Source organism: Pontixanthobacter sp. CEM42 (assembly GCF_017812015.1).
Taxonomy (GTDB): domain Bacteria; phylum Pseudomonadota; class Alphaproteobacteria; order Sphingomonadales; family Sphingomonadaceae; genus Pontixanthobacter.
In genome coordinates, this window is the sequence record NZ_JADQTN010000001.1 from 327,026 (window position 1) to 343,702 (window position 16,677).

The 16,677-nt window shown below is 57.9% G+C and carries 15 protein-coding genes; all 15 read left to right on the forward strand.

Annotation, left to right across the window (positions count from 1 at the left end; translation table 11 throughout):
* The first annotated feature begins 29 nt into the window (after positions 1-29).
* Positions 30-1,040: a cysteine synthase A gene (locus J9777_RS01495; RefSeq protein WP_209347031.1), complete on the forward strand. Its 1,011-nt coding sequence runs from the start codon at positions 30-32 to the stop codon at positions 1,038-1,040.
* Between the two features lie 45 nt (positions 1,041-1,085).
* A complete protein-coding gene (locus tag J9777_RS01500; protein WP_209347032.1) occupies positions 1,086-1,442 on the forward strand; it encodes a hypothetical protein in 357 nt (118 codons plus the stop codon).
* Positions 1,443-1,445: 3 nt separating this feature from the next.
* Positions 1,446-2,222 carry a Gldg family protein gene (locus tag J9777_RS01505; RefSeq protein WP_209347033.1) on the forward strand — a complete coding sequence of 259 codons (777 nt, stop codon included), beginning with the start codon at positions 1,446-1,448 and terminating at the stop codon, positions 2,220-2,222.
* A gap of 417 nt (positions 2,223-2,639) precedes the next feature.
* Positions 2,640-3,128: a division/cell wall cluster transcriptional repressor MraZ gene (locus tag J9777_RS01510; RefSeq protein WP_245228468.1), complete on the forward strand. Its 489-nt coding sequence runs from the start codon at positions 2,640-2,642 to the stop codon at positions 3,126-3,128.
* Positions 3,125-4,090 (forward strand): 16S rRNA (cytosine(1402)-N(4))-methyltransferase RsmH, encoded by a 966-nt coding sequence (rsmH, locus tag J9777_RS01515; protein WP_209347035.1) that lies wholly within the window; start codon positions 3,125-3,127, stop codon positions 4,088-4,090. Before J9777_RS01510 ends, rsmH begins: the two co-directional genes overlap by 4 nt.
* On the forward strand, positions 4,087-4,644 hold the full coding sequence (locus J9777_RS01520; protein WP_209347036.1) for a hypothetical protein: 558 nt from the start codon (positions 4,087-4,089) through the stop codon (positions 4,642-4,644). The genes rsmH and J9777_RS01520 overlap by 4 nt, the downstream gene beginning before the upstream one ends.
* Positions 4,641-6,356 (forward strand): penicillin-binding protein 2, encoded by a 1,716-nt coding sequence (locus J9777_RS01525; protein ID WP_209347037.1) that lies wholly within the window; start codon positions 4,641-4,643, stop codon positions 6,354-6,356. The genes J9777_RS01520 and J9777_RS01525 overlap by 4 nt, the downstream gene beginning before the upstream one ends.
* Positions 6,356-7,837 carry a UDP-N-acetylmuramoyl-L-alanyl-D-glutamate--2,6-diaminopimelate ligase gene (locus J9777_RS01530; RefSeq protein WP_209347038.1) on the forward strand — a complete coding sequence of 494 codons (1,482 nt, stop codon included), beginning with the start codon at positions 6,356-6,358 and terminating at the stop codon, positions 7,835-7,837. Before J9777_RS01525 ends, J9777_RS01530 begins: the two co-directional genes overlap by 1 nt.
* Positions 7,834-9,300 carry a UDP-N-acetylmuramoyl-tripeptide--D-alanyl-D-alanine ligase gene (murF, locus tag J9777_RS01535; RefSeq protein WP_209347039.1) on the forward strand — a complete coding sequence of 489 codons (1,467 nt, stop codon included), beginning with the start codon at positions 7,834-7,836 and terminating at the stop codon, positions 9,298-9,300. Before J9777_RS01530 ends, murF begins: the two co-directional genes overlap by 4 nt.
* 23 nt (positions 9,301-9,323) lie before the next feature.
* Positions 9,324-10,394, forward strand: a complete 1,071-nt coding sequence (mraY, locus tag J9777_RS01540) for a phospho-N-acetylmuramoyl-pentapeptide-transferase (protein WP_209347040.1) — start codon at positions 9,324-9,326, stop codon at positions 10,392-10,394.
* Positions 10,395-10,401: 7 nt separating this feature from the next.
* On the forward strand, positions 10,402-11,718 hold the full coding sequence (murD, locus tag J9777_RS01545; protein ID WP_209347041.1) for a UDP-N-acetylmuramoyl-L-alanine--D-glutamate ligase: 1,317 nt from the start codon (positions 10,402-10,404) through the stop codon (positions 11,716-11,718).
* On the forward strand, positions 11,715-12,959 hold the full coding sequence (locus J9777_RS01550) for a putative peptidoglycan glycosyltransferase FtsW (protein WP_209347042.1): 1,245 nt from the start codon (positions 11,715-11,717) through the stop codon (positions 12,957-12,959). The genes murD and J9777_RS01550 overlap by 4 nt, the downstream gene beginning before the upstream one ends.
* Complete coding sequence (murG, locus tag J9777_RS01555; RefSeq protein WP_209347043.1) at positions 12,956-14,230, forward strand: undecaprenyldiphospho-muramoylpentapeptide beta-N-acetylglucosaminyltransferase; 1,275 nt, start codon at positions 12,956-12,958, stop codon at positions 14,228-14,230. The genes J9777_RS01550 and murG overlap by 4 nt, the downstream gene beginning before the upstream one ends.
* Positions 14,227-15,645 carry a UDP-N-acetylmuramate--L-alanine ligase gene (gene murC / locus J9777_RS01560; protein WP_209347044.1) on the forward strand — a complete coding sequence of 473 codons (1,419 nt, stop codon included), beginning with the start codon at positions 14,227-14,229 and terminating at the stop codon, positions 15,643-15,645. The genes murG and murC overlap by 4 nt, the downstream gene beginning before the upstream one ends.
* The gene (gene murB, locus J9777_RS01565) at positions 15,642-16,613 is read left to right on the forward strand and encodes a UDP-N-acetylmuramate dehydrogenase (RefSeq protein ID WP_348631907.1); all 972 of its coding nucleotides are present in this window, start codon (positions 15,642-15,644) and stop codon (positions 16,611-16,613) included. Before murC ends, murB begins: the two co-directional genes overlap by 4 nt.
* Positions 16,614-16,677: the final 64 nt, after the last annotated feature.

Genomic DNA, 16,677 nt, shown 5'->3' on the forward strand with positions numbered 1-16,677 from the left:
GGTGCGCACCAGCACCTAATTCACTCACCATGATTACCAATATTCCGCGCAAAGACGCGATTGAACTGATCGGCAATACGCCGCTGGTGCTGCTGCAAGCGGCCAGTGAAGCGGCGGGTTGCGAAATTTACGGCAAGTGCGAATTCGCCAATCCCGGTGCGTCGGTCAAAGACCGCGCTGCGCTGGGCATTATCCGCGATGCCGAAGCCAGCGGCGAGCTCAAATCGGGCGGCACGATTGTCGAGGGTACGGCGGGCAATACCGGTATCGGGATTGCGCTCGTGGCCAATGCGCTTGGCTACAAGACCATCATCGTGATGCCGGACAACCAATCCAAAGAGAAGATGGATACGCTGCGAGCCTTGGGTGCCGAACTCGTTCTGGTTCCACCCACCAAATTCTCCGACTGCAACCATTTCGTGCACACCTCACGCCGTTTGGCCGAGGAAACAGATGGTGCGATTTGGGCCAACCAGTTCGACAACACAGCTAACCGCAAGGTCCATATCGAAACGACTGCCGCCGAAATCTGGGACCAGATGGAAGGCCGCGTTGATGGCTTCACCTGTGCTGCCGGAACCGGCGGCACGATTGCCGGTGTCGGTCTGGGTCTGAAAGAGCGCGATGAGAATGTGCAGATCGCACTGACCGATCCGCATGGCGCGGCGCTGTATAGTTACTACGCCGATGGCGAGCTCAAATCCGAAGGCAATTCGGTCGCTGAAGGCATCGGGCAGGGCCGGATCACCGGCAATCTCGAAGGCGCGCCAATTGATACGCAGTTTCGCATTTCGGACGAGGAGGGCCTTGAATGGGTCGCTCGCTTGCTCCGCGAAGAGGGCATGTGTCTTGGCTTGTCATCGGGTATCAACGTTGCTGGCGCAGTTGCGCTGGGCAAGCAATTGGTTGCCGATGGGCGCGAAGATGCGCGCGTCGTGACTATTCTGTGCGACACAGGCTTCCGTTACCTTTCAACGCTTTACAATGCGGAATGGCTCGCCTCGAAGGACTTGCCGGTTTTCGATTGGCTCAAGAGCTAAGCTGTTTCTCTTTGACTAAACTATCCGTTCGGCTAGATTCTGCGCATGGCCAATCGTTTCATAAGCCGGATTTTGCACGGACCCGCTGACCAAGTGGATGCACCACTTGGCGGAACGCGGGCAGAGGCTATCCAGCGGCTTCAAGTCGGCTTATCCGGCATCGTTTTGATGATCATCCTTGTCGCTTTGGCAGATGTCGTAAGCGAACGGGCAGAGCAAACCGACGCGGCGAGCGTGCCCGAGGCAGCCGCCACAGTTGAACCGGAACCGGTTGAAGCGCCGCAAAGCGATCCACTGGCGGAGGCCGGTGTGGTTCCGGAACTGCCAGCGGAGCCAGAACCGAGCCCATCGCCGACGGCCAGCGTTCTGCGACAGGACATTCTGGTACCAGATGCGCAATAAAGCGTGACCGCACGAAAGCTTGCATCTCTCGCCATTGCCGTAGCCGTTCTGATTGGCATCGCCGTTTGGACTTTTGCCCGCGCACCGGTCCCTGCCGATGATAATCAGCCAAAGCAAAGGCTTGGTCTAATGACCTCGCTGCCGATCTATTGGAACGAAGCCGCCGGACTTGGCGAAATGCTCGCGGATGATCAGCACGAGCATTGGGTCAGGCAGCAGCTGGAGCAGCGGTTTGAACTGGTCCCGCTGGATATTCTGTCTGCGCCGGATAGACTCGAGCCGAACGATGAATTGGCTGATTTGGATCTGCTGCTGCTTGCGCAACCCAACGCTCTCGCACCCGCTGATTTTGTCGCGCTCGACAATTGGGTAAAGGGCGGCGGCAAATTGCTATTGTTTGCTGACCCCATGCTGACCGAACATTCCGAGTTTGGCTTGGGCGATCGCCGCCGTCCGCAGGATATGGCCTTGCTCGGACCAGTCCTGATGCGTTGGGGGTTGCCGCAATTCTATGATGAGGATCAGCCAGATACGCCGCGCCTCGTCACATACGGCGACACCGCGATCCCGCTCCACAATGCGGGGCGGTTCGAAATTCTGCCTGCTGAGACAGCGACCTGTGAACTGCTGTCTGAGCGAGTCATTGCCTACTGTGCTATCGGGCAAGGCTCAGCTTTGATCGTGTCCGATGCTGCGGTGCTGGAGCATGAGGCCGATTCAGCAATTGCTGGCGAAGCGTTGGAAAAGCTGCTAAAAAATGCGTTCAATTCGGCCCAATGACAAGCTGCGATACAGCTCCAGAATCGCTTTGGGGATTTCAGGGGTGAGACGCCCGATTTCGGAGTCTCGGTGCCTATTTTTCGGGGATTTCACGGGGAATTGCCGGGATATCGTGGTTTTTCAGGGGCAAGTAGGGTGTTATTGGGAGTGGCATTAAGGATATTATCTCTTTAATAACAGTAGTTTAACGAGTAATCCCAAAATATCCCTTAATTTTCCCTAGCATCCCGCGTTTTCGCGGGTTATCACCGCTTTCCATCAGACATTGAGTCTCCTGCTGCGTTTCACATTCGTGAGGCGAGCTGCCCGTGCCTATGCGCGGGCGGAAGCGGGGAAGATGTGTCTGGAGAATGTGGTTGAACCAAGGATTTGGGGGAAGAAGTGGCGGAAGCGCGTCACAGTTACAGCGGACAGGCCTTGACCCTTCTGGGGGACAAGGACCGCTTCGTTATACCTCCCGAATTCCGCAAAATCGTCCGCGCCTCCAGCGATGATAAACGCATCCTGTGCCTCGCCAAACATGACCGTTGGGATTGCCTGGTCGGTTTCGGCCTATCGCGTCAGGAGGAGCTTGAAGCGCAGTTAGACCGCGAAGAAGATGCGGCGCTTCGGCTCGGCCGCGACTATGATCGCGAGCTGCGTTCCAACTTGCTGTTTGGTTTTGAGCGTATTCCGTTCGATGAGAGCGGCCGTTTCACCATGCATGATTACCTTCGCAAAGACGGTGGTATCGAGGACATGCTGTTCTTCCGTGGCGCTGGGCAATCCTTCACCGTTTGGAACCCCGCCATTCTCGACCGGCAGGGCAGCGAGTGGAATCCGGTTAAGTCCAGCTGTGCCGGTTTGGTCAAAGAGGCCGAGGCCAAGAGCCAAAAGAAGGGCCAGAAAAAGGGGGCGCGCAAATGATCGCTGCTTCCCACGATGCACCGCATGTGCCGGTCCTGCTGAAAGAAGTCGTCGACGCGCTCGCTCCAAAGCGGGGTGCTGTCATTATCGACGCCACCTTCGGCGCTGGCGGATATACCCGTGCGCTCCTGGATGCAGGTGCAACTGTGCATGCGTTTGACCGCGATCCCGATGCGATTTCCAGCGGATCGAAGTGGCCCGAAACTCAGGAGCAACCGCCCCGTCTGGTGCTGCACGCGCGCCGTTTCTCCGAGATGGTTACGGCAATGGCAGAGGCTGGAGTGTCCCGAATTGACGGTATCACGATGGATATTGGCGTATCTTCGATGCAGCTTGATCAAGCTGAGCGCGGCTTTGCATTCTCATCCGATGGCCCGCTCGATATGCGGATGTCGCAGGACGGTGAGAGCGCTGCCGATTTCCTGAATTCTGCTGAAGAAAACACTATCGCTGACGTACTCTACCAATATGGCGAGGAGCGTCAGTCGCGCCGCGTGGCCCGCGCAATCGTTGCCGCGCGTCCGCTCGAAACGACCGGCGATCTGGCTCGCATTGTCCGCAAAGCGTTGGGCTATCGCGCAGATGCGCAATCGAAGCGTGCACCCAAAGATCCGGCAACGCGCAGCTTTCAGGCGGTTCGCATCCATGTGAATGCGGAACTTGAAGAATTGAAAGAAGGTCTGGCTGCTGCCGAGCAATTGCTGGGTGAGGGCGGGCGGCTGGCCGTGGTCAGCTTCCACAGCCTCGAAGATCGTATCGTGAAGCGGTATCTGAAAGACGCATCAGGCGGCACTGGAGGTTCACGCTATCTGCCGGAAGTCGAGCAGGCGCCTGCGATCTACGGCACAATTTCCAAAGCGATCAAAGCGGGCGATGCAGAGGTCAATGACAACCCGCGCGCGCGCTCTGCAATTCTGCGCCATGCAATCCGGACCGATGCTCCGGCAAGGGTAGCGGCATGATGAGCGCTGGTAGCCGTCTCCGTCAGATCGGTTGGTTCGTTGCGCTCAGCATTTGCGTAACGGGTTTCGTCGCGCTGACATTCCGCGTGAATGCGGTGAAAAGCGAAGTGCGTTTGGCTGAACGGACAATCGTTGCGCTGGAGCGCGAAAAGCTGCTGCTTGAAACAGAATTCCAGACGCGCGCCAACCAACAGCAACTTGCCAATTGGAACCGCGTCGAGTTCGGCTATCAAGCGCCGAAGGCTGATCAATATCTTGAGAACGAGCGTGAGCTTGCCAGCCTGGGCATGCCGCGCGCTGTTGGCGCACCTGATCCGATCCGTGTCGCAATGGCTCCGAAGGAAGCAGAGCAAGGCGGTTTCCCTGCTTTCGTCTCGCCGCTGACTGGTCAGCCTGCCAATGCGGCTGAAGTCGTTGACAACGAGCCGGCTCAAGAGCGGCCGGAAACAGATGGTGATGACGGGCGTACGCCTATGTCAGCACCGCGCTCACTGTCCGAGCGTCTCGCAATCGACAACCCGCTGAGCGGCCCGATGGCGGAGGTCAGCGAATGAACACGATCGCTGTCAACACGACATTCTCCAGCGGACGCAGCGGTGTATCGACGCTGCGCAAGCGTTCAATCACTATCGCCCGACTTCGTGTCTTGTGGGTGGCAATCATCTTTGCCTGCGTGGCGTCTGCCGCGGTCGCACGCATCGGCTACCTTGGTGTGAGTGACAACACGATCCGAACAACATCGCTAGCTGACGCTCTGCTGCCACCGCGCGGTGAATTGACGGACCGCAATGGCGTTCCGCTCGCGCGTGCATTCCCTGCCTATGCGCTGTGGTATAATCCGAAAGCTCTTGGCGATCCGAGCGATCCGTTGGTGAAAAGCGCGCGCGATGTTGCGGTTGAACTGCAAGCGATTTTTCCCGCGCTCGATATCGAAGTAACGGCTGAGAAACTGGCTGCAGGTCGCCCCGGATACCTGCAACGCCGTGTTCTGCCTGAACAAGCCAATCAAGTTATGGCGATTGGCGAGTTGGCATTGGAACTGCCGCGCGAAACCGACCGCCACTATCCGCAAGGATCGATGGGCGCGCACGTGCTTGGCTATGTCGATGCCGAGGGGCAGGGCAAGGTCGGCATGGAGCAAGTGCTCAATGACCGGTTGACCGATCCTGCATTGCGCGGTGAGCCGGTTGCATTGTCGATCGATATGCGCGCGCAAGGTGCGTTGGAAGATGAACTGCGCCGCGGCATGCTAGCGACCAATGCGAAAGGTGCTGCTGGCATCGTTCTGGACGTTGATACAGGTGAAGTGATGGCGCTTGCTTCGCTGCCCGAATTCGATCCCAATAAGATCGATGCCGAGGGCGTGAACTATATGTTCAACCGTGTGACCAATCAGGTTTACGAGTTAGGTTCGACTTTCAAACCGCTGACTGTGGCCGCCGCCATCGATGCGGGTACGGTGCGCGATTTTGGTCGCCGCTATGACGCCTCGCCGGTCGAAGTTGGGCGTTTTAAAATCAAGGACAGCCACTTTATCGGCAACCATCTGAACGTTGCCGAGACGCTGATCCATTCGTCGAACACAACTACCGCGCGCATCGCGGATGAGCTTGGCCCGACCAAGCTGCGCCAGGCGATGATCGATATGGGCATGAACGAGCGGCCTTATATTGAGCTGCCTGCCAAGGGCCACCCGATCTGGCCCGGAGAGAAATGGCCGCGTCTGCGCAATATGACTGTCGGCTATGGCCACGGTATTGCGGTGACACCGCTGCATCTGGCGAATGCCTATGCGGCAATGGTCAATGGCGGCGTTTGGCGTCCGGCGACTTTGCACAAAATTCAACCGGGTGCTGCGCCGAAAGGCCGCCGCGTGTTTAAGGCTTCAACCTCCTCACGCATGCGCCAATTGCTCCGCATGATCGCGGTTTACGGCACCGGTAAGAACGCCGACGCACCGGGTTTCCGCGTCGGAGGCAAGACCGGCTCGGCTGAGAAGCCGGGCAAGGGCGGATACCGTCAGACCACGCTGGTTTCGACATTCGCCGCAGCATTCCCGATGGATAAGCCGCGCTACGTAGTGGTCGCAATGCTGGACGAACCGAAGGGCACAACCGCAAGCTCGTATCAGCGGACCGCCGCATGGAACGCTGCGCCGATTGTTGGCAAACTGATCCCACGTATTGGCCCTGTCCTAGGTGTACGGCCGGACACTTCGCGCGACATTGATCTGAGCGACCTTAAGCCGCTTTTGGGAGCGGAATAATGGAACTCGCGGCGCTCGCATCGGCAGCGGGGCTTGAAGTGACTGGCGCTGAAAATGTGTCCGTCACCGGTTTCGCTATCGACAATCGCAAGGTCGCCCCGGGTACAATCTTCGGCGCATTCCAAGGCGCGCGGGTAAACGGCGAGGATTTTATTCCTGCTGCGATCTCTGCCGGTGCCGCTGCAATTGTCGCGAAGCCAAGCGCCAATGTTGACGGGGCACTCCATATCCCCGCTGATGAACCGCGTCAGGCATTTGCCCAACTGGCCGCGCAATTCTTCAAACCCGCGCCCGATGTTATCGTTGCCGTCACTGGCACCAATGGGAAAACTTCGACCGTTGAAATGACTCGCCAAATCTGGCGCATGGCAGGCGAGCGGGCTGCCTCTATCGGAACGCTCGGTGTGACTACACCAGACGAGAGTGTGTCTACCGGATTGACCACTCCCGATATCGTAACGTTCCATTCGAATATGAGCGGATTGGCGCGCGAAGGCGTGACACATGTCGCGTATGAAGCATCAAGTCACGGCCTCTCCCAATATCGCAATGAAGGCCTGTCAGTTGTCGCCGCAGGTTTCACCAATTTCAGTCGCGATCATCTCGACTATCACAAGGATATGGACGAGTATTTCGCGGCAAAAATGCGGCTGTTTGACGAAGTCGTAAATGATGATGCCACTGTTGTAGTCTGGACCGGAAATAGCGAGTGGACGGCCCGGGCAGTTGAGCATGCGCAGCAACGGAACCTGCGCGTGTTCACCGTGGGTGAGCAAGGCGAGACTATTCGCCTGCTCACTCATGCGCCAACACAATTGGGGCAGACGCTTGAGATAGAACATGACGGTCAGAAGCGGACCATCAATCTCCCGCTGATCGGGGCCTATCAATCCGCGAATGCACTGGTGGCTGCTGGTTTGGCGCTGGCCACTGGCGGAAGCGCGAGCACAGTGTTTGATGCGGTCGCACGCTTGCAGCCTGTTCGTGGGCGGTTGGAACGCGCTGTTATCACGCAGGCCGGTGCGCCAGTCTATATCGATTATGCGCATACGCCCGATGCGCTCGAATCCGCAATTGAGGCCCTCCGACCGCATGTGAACGGCAGGCTGATTGTCGTATTCGGTGCGGGCGGTGATCGCGACCAAGGCAAGCGCGCCGAAATGGGTCGGGTTGCCGTTGAAAAATCGGACTTCGCAATTGTCACGGATGACAATCCGCGCGGTGAAGATCCTGCAGCAATCCGCAGCGAAGTGATGGCTGGCGGAGAGGGTATGCGCGAAGTCGGTGACCGCCGCAAAGCTATTGCCGCTGCGATTGCCGAGGCTGGCCGCGACGACATCGTGCTGATCGCCGGCAAGGGACACGAACAAGGCCAGATTATCGGTTCAGGAGAGACGATGCGGGTATTGCCGTTTGATGATGTGACTGTCGCGCGAGAATGCGCAGCGCCGCAAAATCTGGATCAGGGAGTGAGTGCATGAACGCCTTGAAAGCCCTTCGCTCATGGCCCGCGCAGAAGCGTGATGCTTTGCCGCTTGCACTATGGAGCGCTGCAGAAATTGCTGAAGCTGTTGGCGGAACCGCCAGCGCTGAATTCCAAGTTTCCGGTGTTGAAATTGACTCGCGCGATGTCCGTTCGGGCGATCTGTTTTTCGCACTGAGGGGGGAGACCATGGACGGCCACCGTTTCCTCGACAAAGCCTTCGCCAATGGAGCGACTGCTGCTGTCGTCGATCGTGCTGTCGACTATCCGCATATCCTAGTCGCGAACACTAACACCGCGCTCGAATCACTTGCCTCAGCATCGCGTGACCGCTCGACGGCAATCCGGATTGGTGTGACCGGTTCGGTCGGCAAAACGGGCGTGAAAGAAGCAATCTTTAGCGCGCTCGACCGGGCTAGCCGCGGCGCAACGCATCGCTCGGTGCGTAGCTATAACAACCATGTCGGTGTCCCGCTTAGTCTCGCGCGGATGCCTGTTCGCAGCCATTATGGCGTGTTCGAAATGGGCATGAACCACGCTGGCGAGATTTCAGGCCTGACCGCGCAGGTCAAACCGCATGTTGCGGTCATCACGACCATCGCTCCCGCCCATATCGAAAACCTTGGCAGCATCGAAGCCATCGCCGCTGCCAAGGCGGAGATTTTCGAAGCCGTTCTGCCTGGTGGCACCGCGATTATCCCAGCTGATAGTCCGCAATTCGAATTATTGCATGACGCAGCCAAAGCGCAGGGCGTCAACATCGTCTCCTTCGGCAAAAGCGATCACGCTGATGTTCGCCTGCTTGATGCGATTCCGGTTGCCAACGGCGGGTCGCTGATAACCGCAGATATGGGCAATGAACGGGTTTGCTTCTCCGTAGCGGAACCGGGCGAACACTGGATCAGCAATGCTCTGTGTGTCATGGCGACGGTCCGTGCAGCGCGCGGCGATCTTGGCTCGGCCGGTCTTGCGCTCGCTGAAATGGGCGGCCTGAAAGGACGCGGCGCACGGCTCGAGATTGCAGCGATCAGCGGCAAAGCGCTGATGATCGATGAGAGTTACAACGCCAATCCGGCGTCGATGCGCGCAACCTTGCGGCAGCTTGGGCAAACACCGGCGACACGGCGTGTTGCGGTGCTTGGTTCGATGAAAGAACTGGGCGATTTTGCGCCGCGCTTTCACGCACAACTTGCTGAACCACTGGCTGAGGCAAATGTCGATTTTGCGGTGCTGGTTGGCGATGAGATGTCAGCGCTAGTTCAGGCTCTGGTTCAGGACTTGGGGAAAGGCGCGGGCGCGGCGCTTGCGGGCGGACTCAGCTTCGCGCATTGCGATGGCCCTGCAGAGGCTATTTCCGCCTTGGAAGAGTTCGGCATCACGACCGGTGACGCCATCCTTGTCAAAGGGTCCAATTCGGTTGGCCTCGGCAGACTGGTCGCACATTTCGCGGCCAGAAATTGACTTGGGGAGGGCGAAAAGCCTGAATGCTCTATTTGATCGCCGAGTGGCTGAATTTTGAAGGGGTTTTCAACCTCATCCGCTACCAGACCTTCCGGTCCGGTGCGACGCTGATAACCGCGTTGGTTATTGGCCTGATTATCGGCCCCCGCTTCATCAATATGCTGCGCGTCCGGCAGGGCAAGGGTCAACCGATCCGTGCCGACGGGCCGCAATCGCATTTGTCGAAAGTTGGTACGCCCACCATGGGCGGGCTGATGATCCTGATCGCGCTCGTGCTGTCGATGCTGCTATGGATGGACCTGCGCAATCCGTTTGTGTGGGCCTGTTTGGGCGTCACCGTGGGCTTCGGCCTGATTGGTTTCCTCGATGACTATGACAAGGTCACGAAGGCCAGCCATAAGGGTGTTTCTGGCAAAGTACGCTTGTTGCTGGAATTTATCGTGGCGGGCATCGCATCGTGGCTGATCGTCAGTCAGATCAACACCAACCTCTACGTCCCGTTTCTGTCCGATGTTTCGATCCCGCTCGGTCCGTTTTACTATGTGTTCGCGGCGACTGTTATCGTTGGCTTTGGCAATGCTGTGAATCTGACTGACGGGCTTGATGGGTTGGCGACGATGCCGGTCATCATTGCTGCGGGTACGTTGGCAATTATTGCATACTTGGTCGGCCGTGCCGACTTCTCCGAATATCTTGGTATCCCGCATGTTCCGGGCGCTGGTGAACTCGCGATCCTGTGTGCGGCGATCATGGGTGGCGGCTTAGCCTTCTTGTGGTTCAACGCTCCGCCGGCTGCAGTCTTTATGGGTGATACGGGCAGCTTGGCTTTGGGCGGCGCGCTTGGCGCGATTGCCGTTGCCAGCCATCATGAAATTGTCCTGCTGATTATCGGCGGTTTGTTTGTCGCAGAGACCGCTTCGGTTATCATTCAGGTCTTCTGGTTTAAACGCACCGGAAAGCGGATTTTCCGCATGGCGCCGATCCACCACCATTTTGAGCAGAAGGGTTGGGCGGAATCGACCGTGGTCATCCGTTTCTGGATTATTTCCATTGTTCTCGCACTTGCAGGATTGGCCACGCTGAAACTCAGATGATCACCCCATGATTACCTCTCCCGCCTTTAACGGCAAGCGCTATGCCATTCTCGGCCTCGCCCGCTCGGGCCTCGCCGCGGCAGAAGCGCTGCTCGCAAGCGGGGCGCAGATTACGGCGTGGGACAGGCAGGATGTTGCCCGCGAAAAGCTGGAAGGCCGCGCGGAAATTGCTGATCCGCTGGACATTGATCTGACCGGTTTTGACGGTGTGGTTGTCTCGCCCGGAGTACCGCTGAATACGCATCCGATCGCCGAGTATGCCGCCAAATTTGGCGTCCCAATTATTGGCGACATCGAATTGTTCGCCTTGGCGCGCGACAACCTGCCGCCGCACAAGGTGGTCGGGATTACCGGCACTAACGGCAAGAGCACGACAACTGCGTTGGTGGATCACATCCTCAAAACAGCCGGCGTTCCATCGCTCATGGGCGGCAATATCGGCATTCCGATTATGGAGCAGGATCCGCTGCCCAGCGGCGGTACGTATGTCCTAGAACTATCGAGCTATCAGATTGATTTGACGCAAAGTCTCGCTTGCGATGTCGCAATTCTGCTTAACGTAACTCCCGATCACCTTGATCGTTATAGTGGTTTTGAAGCCTATGCTGCCAGCAAAGAGCGTTTGCTGACGATGCAGGACGGCGGATGGGCAGTCGTTGGCACAGATGACGACACTTCCCGCGTCATCGCTGATCGGCGGGCTGTGCAATTGCTTCGGATTTCAGGTCGTGAGTTACCCAAGAAATTGAGAGGGTTGCCCTTACTACAGGGTCCCCACAATTGGCAGAATATCGCCGCGGCGAGGTCAGCCGCAGGTTATTTGGGCCTCAATGAGCCTATGATCGAAGCTGCTATCAAGACCTTTAAAGGCCTGCCGCACCGGATGGAAGTCATCCGCGAGCACAACGGCGTGCTGTTTATCAATGACAGCAAGGCGACCAATCAAGCATCCACTGCGCCTGCGCTCGCTGCGTTTCCGCCGGCTCCCGACGCGCGCATTCACTGGATCGTCGGTGGTCTCGCCAAAGAAGACGGGTTGGGCGAATGTGCCGACCAATTGGGCAACGTCGCGGCTGCCTATACAATCGGTGAGGCCGGGCCTCGGTTCGAGGAATTGCTCGATGGGAAAGTCCCGGTCCGCAATTGCGAATTACTGTGTGATGCCACTCGACGAGCGGTGGAGGCTGCCAAGCCGGGGGATATCATCTTGCTCTCGCCAGCTTGCGCCAGTTTCGATCAATTCCGCGACTATGAACGGCGCGGCGAGCATTTTCGTCAAATCGTCGACATGCTGACCGATCACGAGGGAGATGCTGCGGCATGAATACCTCTCAACCTTACATCCCGCGCGCTGGAGAACGGATAGTGTCGTCCGAACGTTTCCAAAGCTCAAAGCGAGCGGAACTCAAAATCTGGTGGCGCGAGATTGATCGTGTGCTGCTGTTCTTGGTTATCCTGCTGATGGCGTTCGGCGCAGCTGCGGTTGCCGCGGCATCGCCCGCAACTGCGCGGCGGCTCTCGACAATCGATGTCACGCTGCCCGATTTGTATTTCTATTGGGCGCATCTGAAGTGGCAGTTCATCGGGATTGTTACCCTGATCGGCGCATCTATGCTGTCGCGTGACAACGCACGGCGACTAGGGGTGCTGGTGGCCGCCGGTGCGCTATTCATGCTCATTCTAGTGCCAGTGCTTGGCAGCGAGGTGAACGGAGCAAAACGCTGGATCAACCTTGGGATGCGCTTCCAGCCATCCGAGTTTTTGAAACCGGGCTTTGCGATTGCGCTGGCATGGATCCTGTCTTGGCGTCTGCGTGATCCGAACCTGCCGGTTTTGGCGATTGTTAGCGGGCTGATGGGCTTCGTGGGCGTGCTTCTGATGCTTCAACCAAACCTTGGCGCGACGCTGCTGTTTGGCGGTGTTTGGTTTGTGCTGGTGCTCCTGTCGGGAGTGTCGATCCAGCGGATTGGCGCCCTAATCGGCATTGGCGTAGCCGGCTTCACCGCGACCTATTTCCTCTATGACAATGCTCGCAATCGAATTGATGCATTTCTCGGTGGCGGCACAGCTTTCGACCAAGTCGATCTGGCGCAACGCACACTGCTCGCGGGCGGTTGGACCGGGAGCGGTTTATGGCTCGGCGTGCGCAAACTCAATCTGCCAGAAGCGCATACCGACTATATCTTCTCCGTCATTGGTGAAGAGTTTGGCTTGATCGTTTGTGCGCTGGTTGTGTTCCTCTACCTTGCGATCATCGCGCGTGTGCTGGTGCGCCTGGCTGATGAAGAGAACCTGTTTGCGCTCCTCGCCGGGGCAGGGCTGGTGACGCAAATCGTCGGGCAGGCATTCATCAATATTCTGGTCAATCTGCAGCTATTCCCATCCAAGGGTATGACCTTGCCGCTGGTGTCCTATGGTGGATCATCGACCATTGCGGTTGGTCTTACGGTCGGCCTATTGTTGGCGATTACGCGCAGAAACCCGTTCTTGACCCGCGAGACCCCGGGGCTGCGCACAATCTTGCCAGCAAAGGGCGCTTTAGTTCAGAAAGTTGGGCGCAAATGAGCGGCGCGAACAAACATTATGTCTTGGCAGCAGGCGGAACCGGCGGACATCTGATCCCGGCTTTTGCGCTGGCGACCGAATTGGAGCGGCGCGGCCATCATGTCGCGTTGATCACGGACGAACGCGGCGCGAATATTCCGGGTAAGCCAGATTTCCTGCCAGCGCATGTCCTGCCAGCGGGCCGGTTCGGCAAGAACCCGCTCAACTGGATAAAAGGCTTTCGCGCGGTGATGGAAGGCCGCAAAATGGCTTTGCGTCTGTTCGACAGTTTTGAGCCAAGCGCCGTGATCGGCTTCGGTGGTTATCCTGCACTGCCTGCATTGCTCGCCTCAACATCCGCAGAAATCCCCAGTCTGGTGCACGAACAAAATGCAGTGCTCGGCCGGGTAAACCGTCTGCTCGCTGGGCGAGTCCAAGCAATTGCGACGGCCTATCCCGAGATCAAACGATTGAAGGACAAGCACTCGAGCAAAGTCCATCTAGTCGGTAATCCAGTGCGCCCTGAAGTACTGCAATTACGCGACCAGCCATTCCCGGCGTTCACCGAAGATGGCTTGCTGCGCATTCTTGTGATCGGCGGAAGTCAAGGCGCGCGCATTTTGTCCGAAGTCATTCCCGATGCGCTGTCGATGTTGCAACCCGCCTTGCGTTCACGCTTGCAGATCACGCAGCAGTGCCGTCCAGAAGATCTCGACGCTGTGCGAGAGAAGTACAAGCAGTACGATATTCCCGCAGAACTCGGTACATATTTCGAAGATATGGCCGCGCGTCTGGCTGACGCTCATTTGTTTATCGGGCGCGCAGGAGCGTCTTCAATTGCAGAACTGACTGCGGTTGGCCGACCGGCGATCCTGCTCCCGCTTCCCATTGCGACTGACGATCATCAAACCGCCAATACGCGGGAGATGACCAAAGCGGGCGGGGGCCGTGCCATTCGCCAGCCAATGATGACGGTCAAGAATCCTGACGACTATGGCGAGAGCAAGGGCAACAAGATCCGGGTAGCTCAGGCGGATATCCTACAAAAACTGGCAAAGGATATCTGTAAGCAGATACTAGCGCTGGCGCAGCGTCCCGAAACGCTCGCCACTGCCGCCCATGCGGCATGGAATTGCGGCAGGCCCGATGCGGTCAAAGACCTCGCCGATCTGATGGAGAGCTTTGACGGCGCAGATATGATGGACGTCATCCGTGTCGGCGCAGACAATACCAGCGGCGCCAAGCAAACCGCCCATGTACCCACTGGCGCGACGAAGGATGCGACAGAATGAAGGGCGTCGGCACAGATATCGGGGTAATCCATTTCGTCGGCATTGGCGGCATCGGTATGTCCGGCATTGCCGAGGTAATGCACAATCTGGGCTATACGGTACAAGGCAGCGATATGGCCGAAGGACCGAGCGTTTTGCGTCTGCGTGAGCGCGGTATCGCGGTGTCCATCGGTCACGAAAAAGAGCATGTCGAAGGCGCGGCAGTCGTCGTCATTTCGACCGCTGTGAAGCGCACCAATCCCGAAGTGGCGCATGCTCTCGAGAACCGGATACCAGTGGTACGCCGCGCGGAAATGCTCGCCGAATTGATGCGGCTAAAAAGCACCGTTGCAGTCGCGGGAACGCATGGCAAAACGACAACCACCAGCATGATCGCGGCGCTACTCGATAGCGGCAATATTGATCCGACGGTGATCAACGGCGGTATCATCGAACAATATGGCTCAAACGCGCGGCTCGGCGATAGCGATTGGATGGTTGTCGAAGCGGACGAAAGCGATGGCAGCTTCTTGCGGCTCGACGGCACGATTGCAGTCGTCACCAATATCGATCCCGAGCACCTCGATCATTATGGCGATTTTGACGGAGTGAAGGACGCGTTTGTCGAGTTCATTCACAACGTCCCATTCTACGGCGCAGCGATCCTGTGCATCGACCACCCAGAGGTTCAGGCCGTGGTCGGTAAAGTGCGCGATCGCCGCGTGGTTACCTATGGTTTTTCTCTCCAGGCCGATATTTGCGGCGTGAATGTCCGCCCGGTCGATGGCGGAAATGTGTTCGATGTCGTCGTCCGGCAACGCGGGGAAGAAGATCGCCGGATCGAAGGTGTGAAGCTGCCGATGCCGGGCCGCCACAATGTCCAGAATGCGCTTGCTGCGATTGCAGTCGCGATAGAAATGGGCTGTGACGATGATGTGATCGTTGGCGGTTTCAGCCTCTTTGGCGGGGTACGCCGCCGCTTTACCAAAGTCGGCAATGTCGCAGGCGCAACGATCATCGATGATTATGCGCACCATCCGGTCGAGATCAAAGCCGTGCTCGGCGCCGCGCGCGAAAGCGTCACTGCAGGCTCTGGAGGCCGCGTGATCGCAGTGATGCAGCCGCACCGCTATACACGCCTGAATGATCTGATGGATGACTTCCAAAGCTGCTTCAACGATGCGGATCAGGTCTATGTGACTCCGGTCTATGAAGCTGGCGAAGATCCTATCGCGGGCGTGAATTCTAACTCGCTTGTCGAGGGCCTGAAATCTCTAGGCCATCGTTCCGCCGCGACTATTGCTGACCAAGGCGATCTTGCCAAAACGCTGGCCGCCGAAGTTGGGGAGGGCGATCTGGTCGTTTGCCTCGGTGCGGGTGACATCACCAAATGGGCCGCAGGCTTGGCTGATGCGGTGGAGGCGGCGCGCTCGTGAGCTTCCGGCAGCACAATGATTGGGCGATGAATGATCGCGGTGGTGCGCCTTCTTCAGAGGTTGAAGGCGCTGTGTCGGCTCCTGTTCCGATTGAAGGTATTCGCGGTAAGCTGACCGCCGATGCGCCTTTGGCGAAGCTGGTCTGGTTCAAAGCTGGTGGTCATGCCGATTGGCTGTTTGAACCTGCCGATCTTGATGATTTGACCGATTTTCTGGAGCGTTTGGATGGCCAACTGCCGGTTATGGCGCTTGGTTTGGGCTCCAACATGATTGTTCGCGATGGCGGAGTGCCCGGCATAGTAATCCGGCTTGGCAAACCGTTCTCCAAAGCAGAGGCGTTGGACGATTGCATCCTGTCATGCGGCGGCGGAGCCAGCGGTATTCTGGTCTCCTCGACAGCGCGTGATGCTGGTATTGCTGGGCTTGAATTTCTGCGCGGTATCCCCGGAACTGTCGGCGGTTTCGTACGGATGAATGGCGGAGCCTATGGCCGCGAAGTGTCCGACATTTTGATTGATTGCGACGTGATATTGCCGGGCGGTGAGCTCGTCACACTGCCTGCCGCCGATTTGCAATACACCTATCGTCACTCGGCTTTGCCTGATGGCGCGGTGGTCGTATCGGCGCGTTTCCAAGGCGCTCCAGGTGATCCCAAGGAGATCGGTGCAGAGATGGACCGCATCGCCGAGGCGCGCGAGAATTCACAGCCGCTTCGGACCAAAACAGGCGGCTCAACTTTCAAAAATCCTGACGGTCAGAAAGCGTGGCAATTGGTCGATGCGGCTGGCTGTCGCGGCCTGATGATGGGCGGCGCTCAGGTCAGCGAGAAGCACACCAATTTCATGATCAACACGGGTGACGCGACCAGCGCTGACATTGAAGGCTTGGGCGAGGAAGTCCGGCGCCGTGTATATGTGCATTCGGGTGTCGAGCTTGAATGGGAAATCCAACGGGTGGGCCGGGCATGAGTGTTCTTACTCAACCGTTCCGCACGAGTGCAATTGAGAGGCTTTGGCTCGCGAGTGTCTCGAC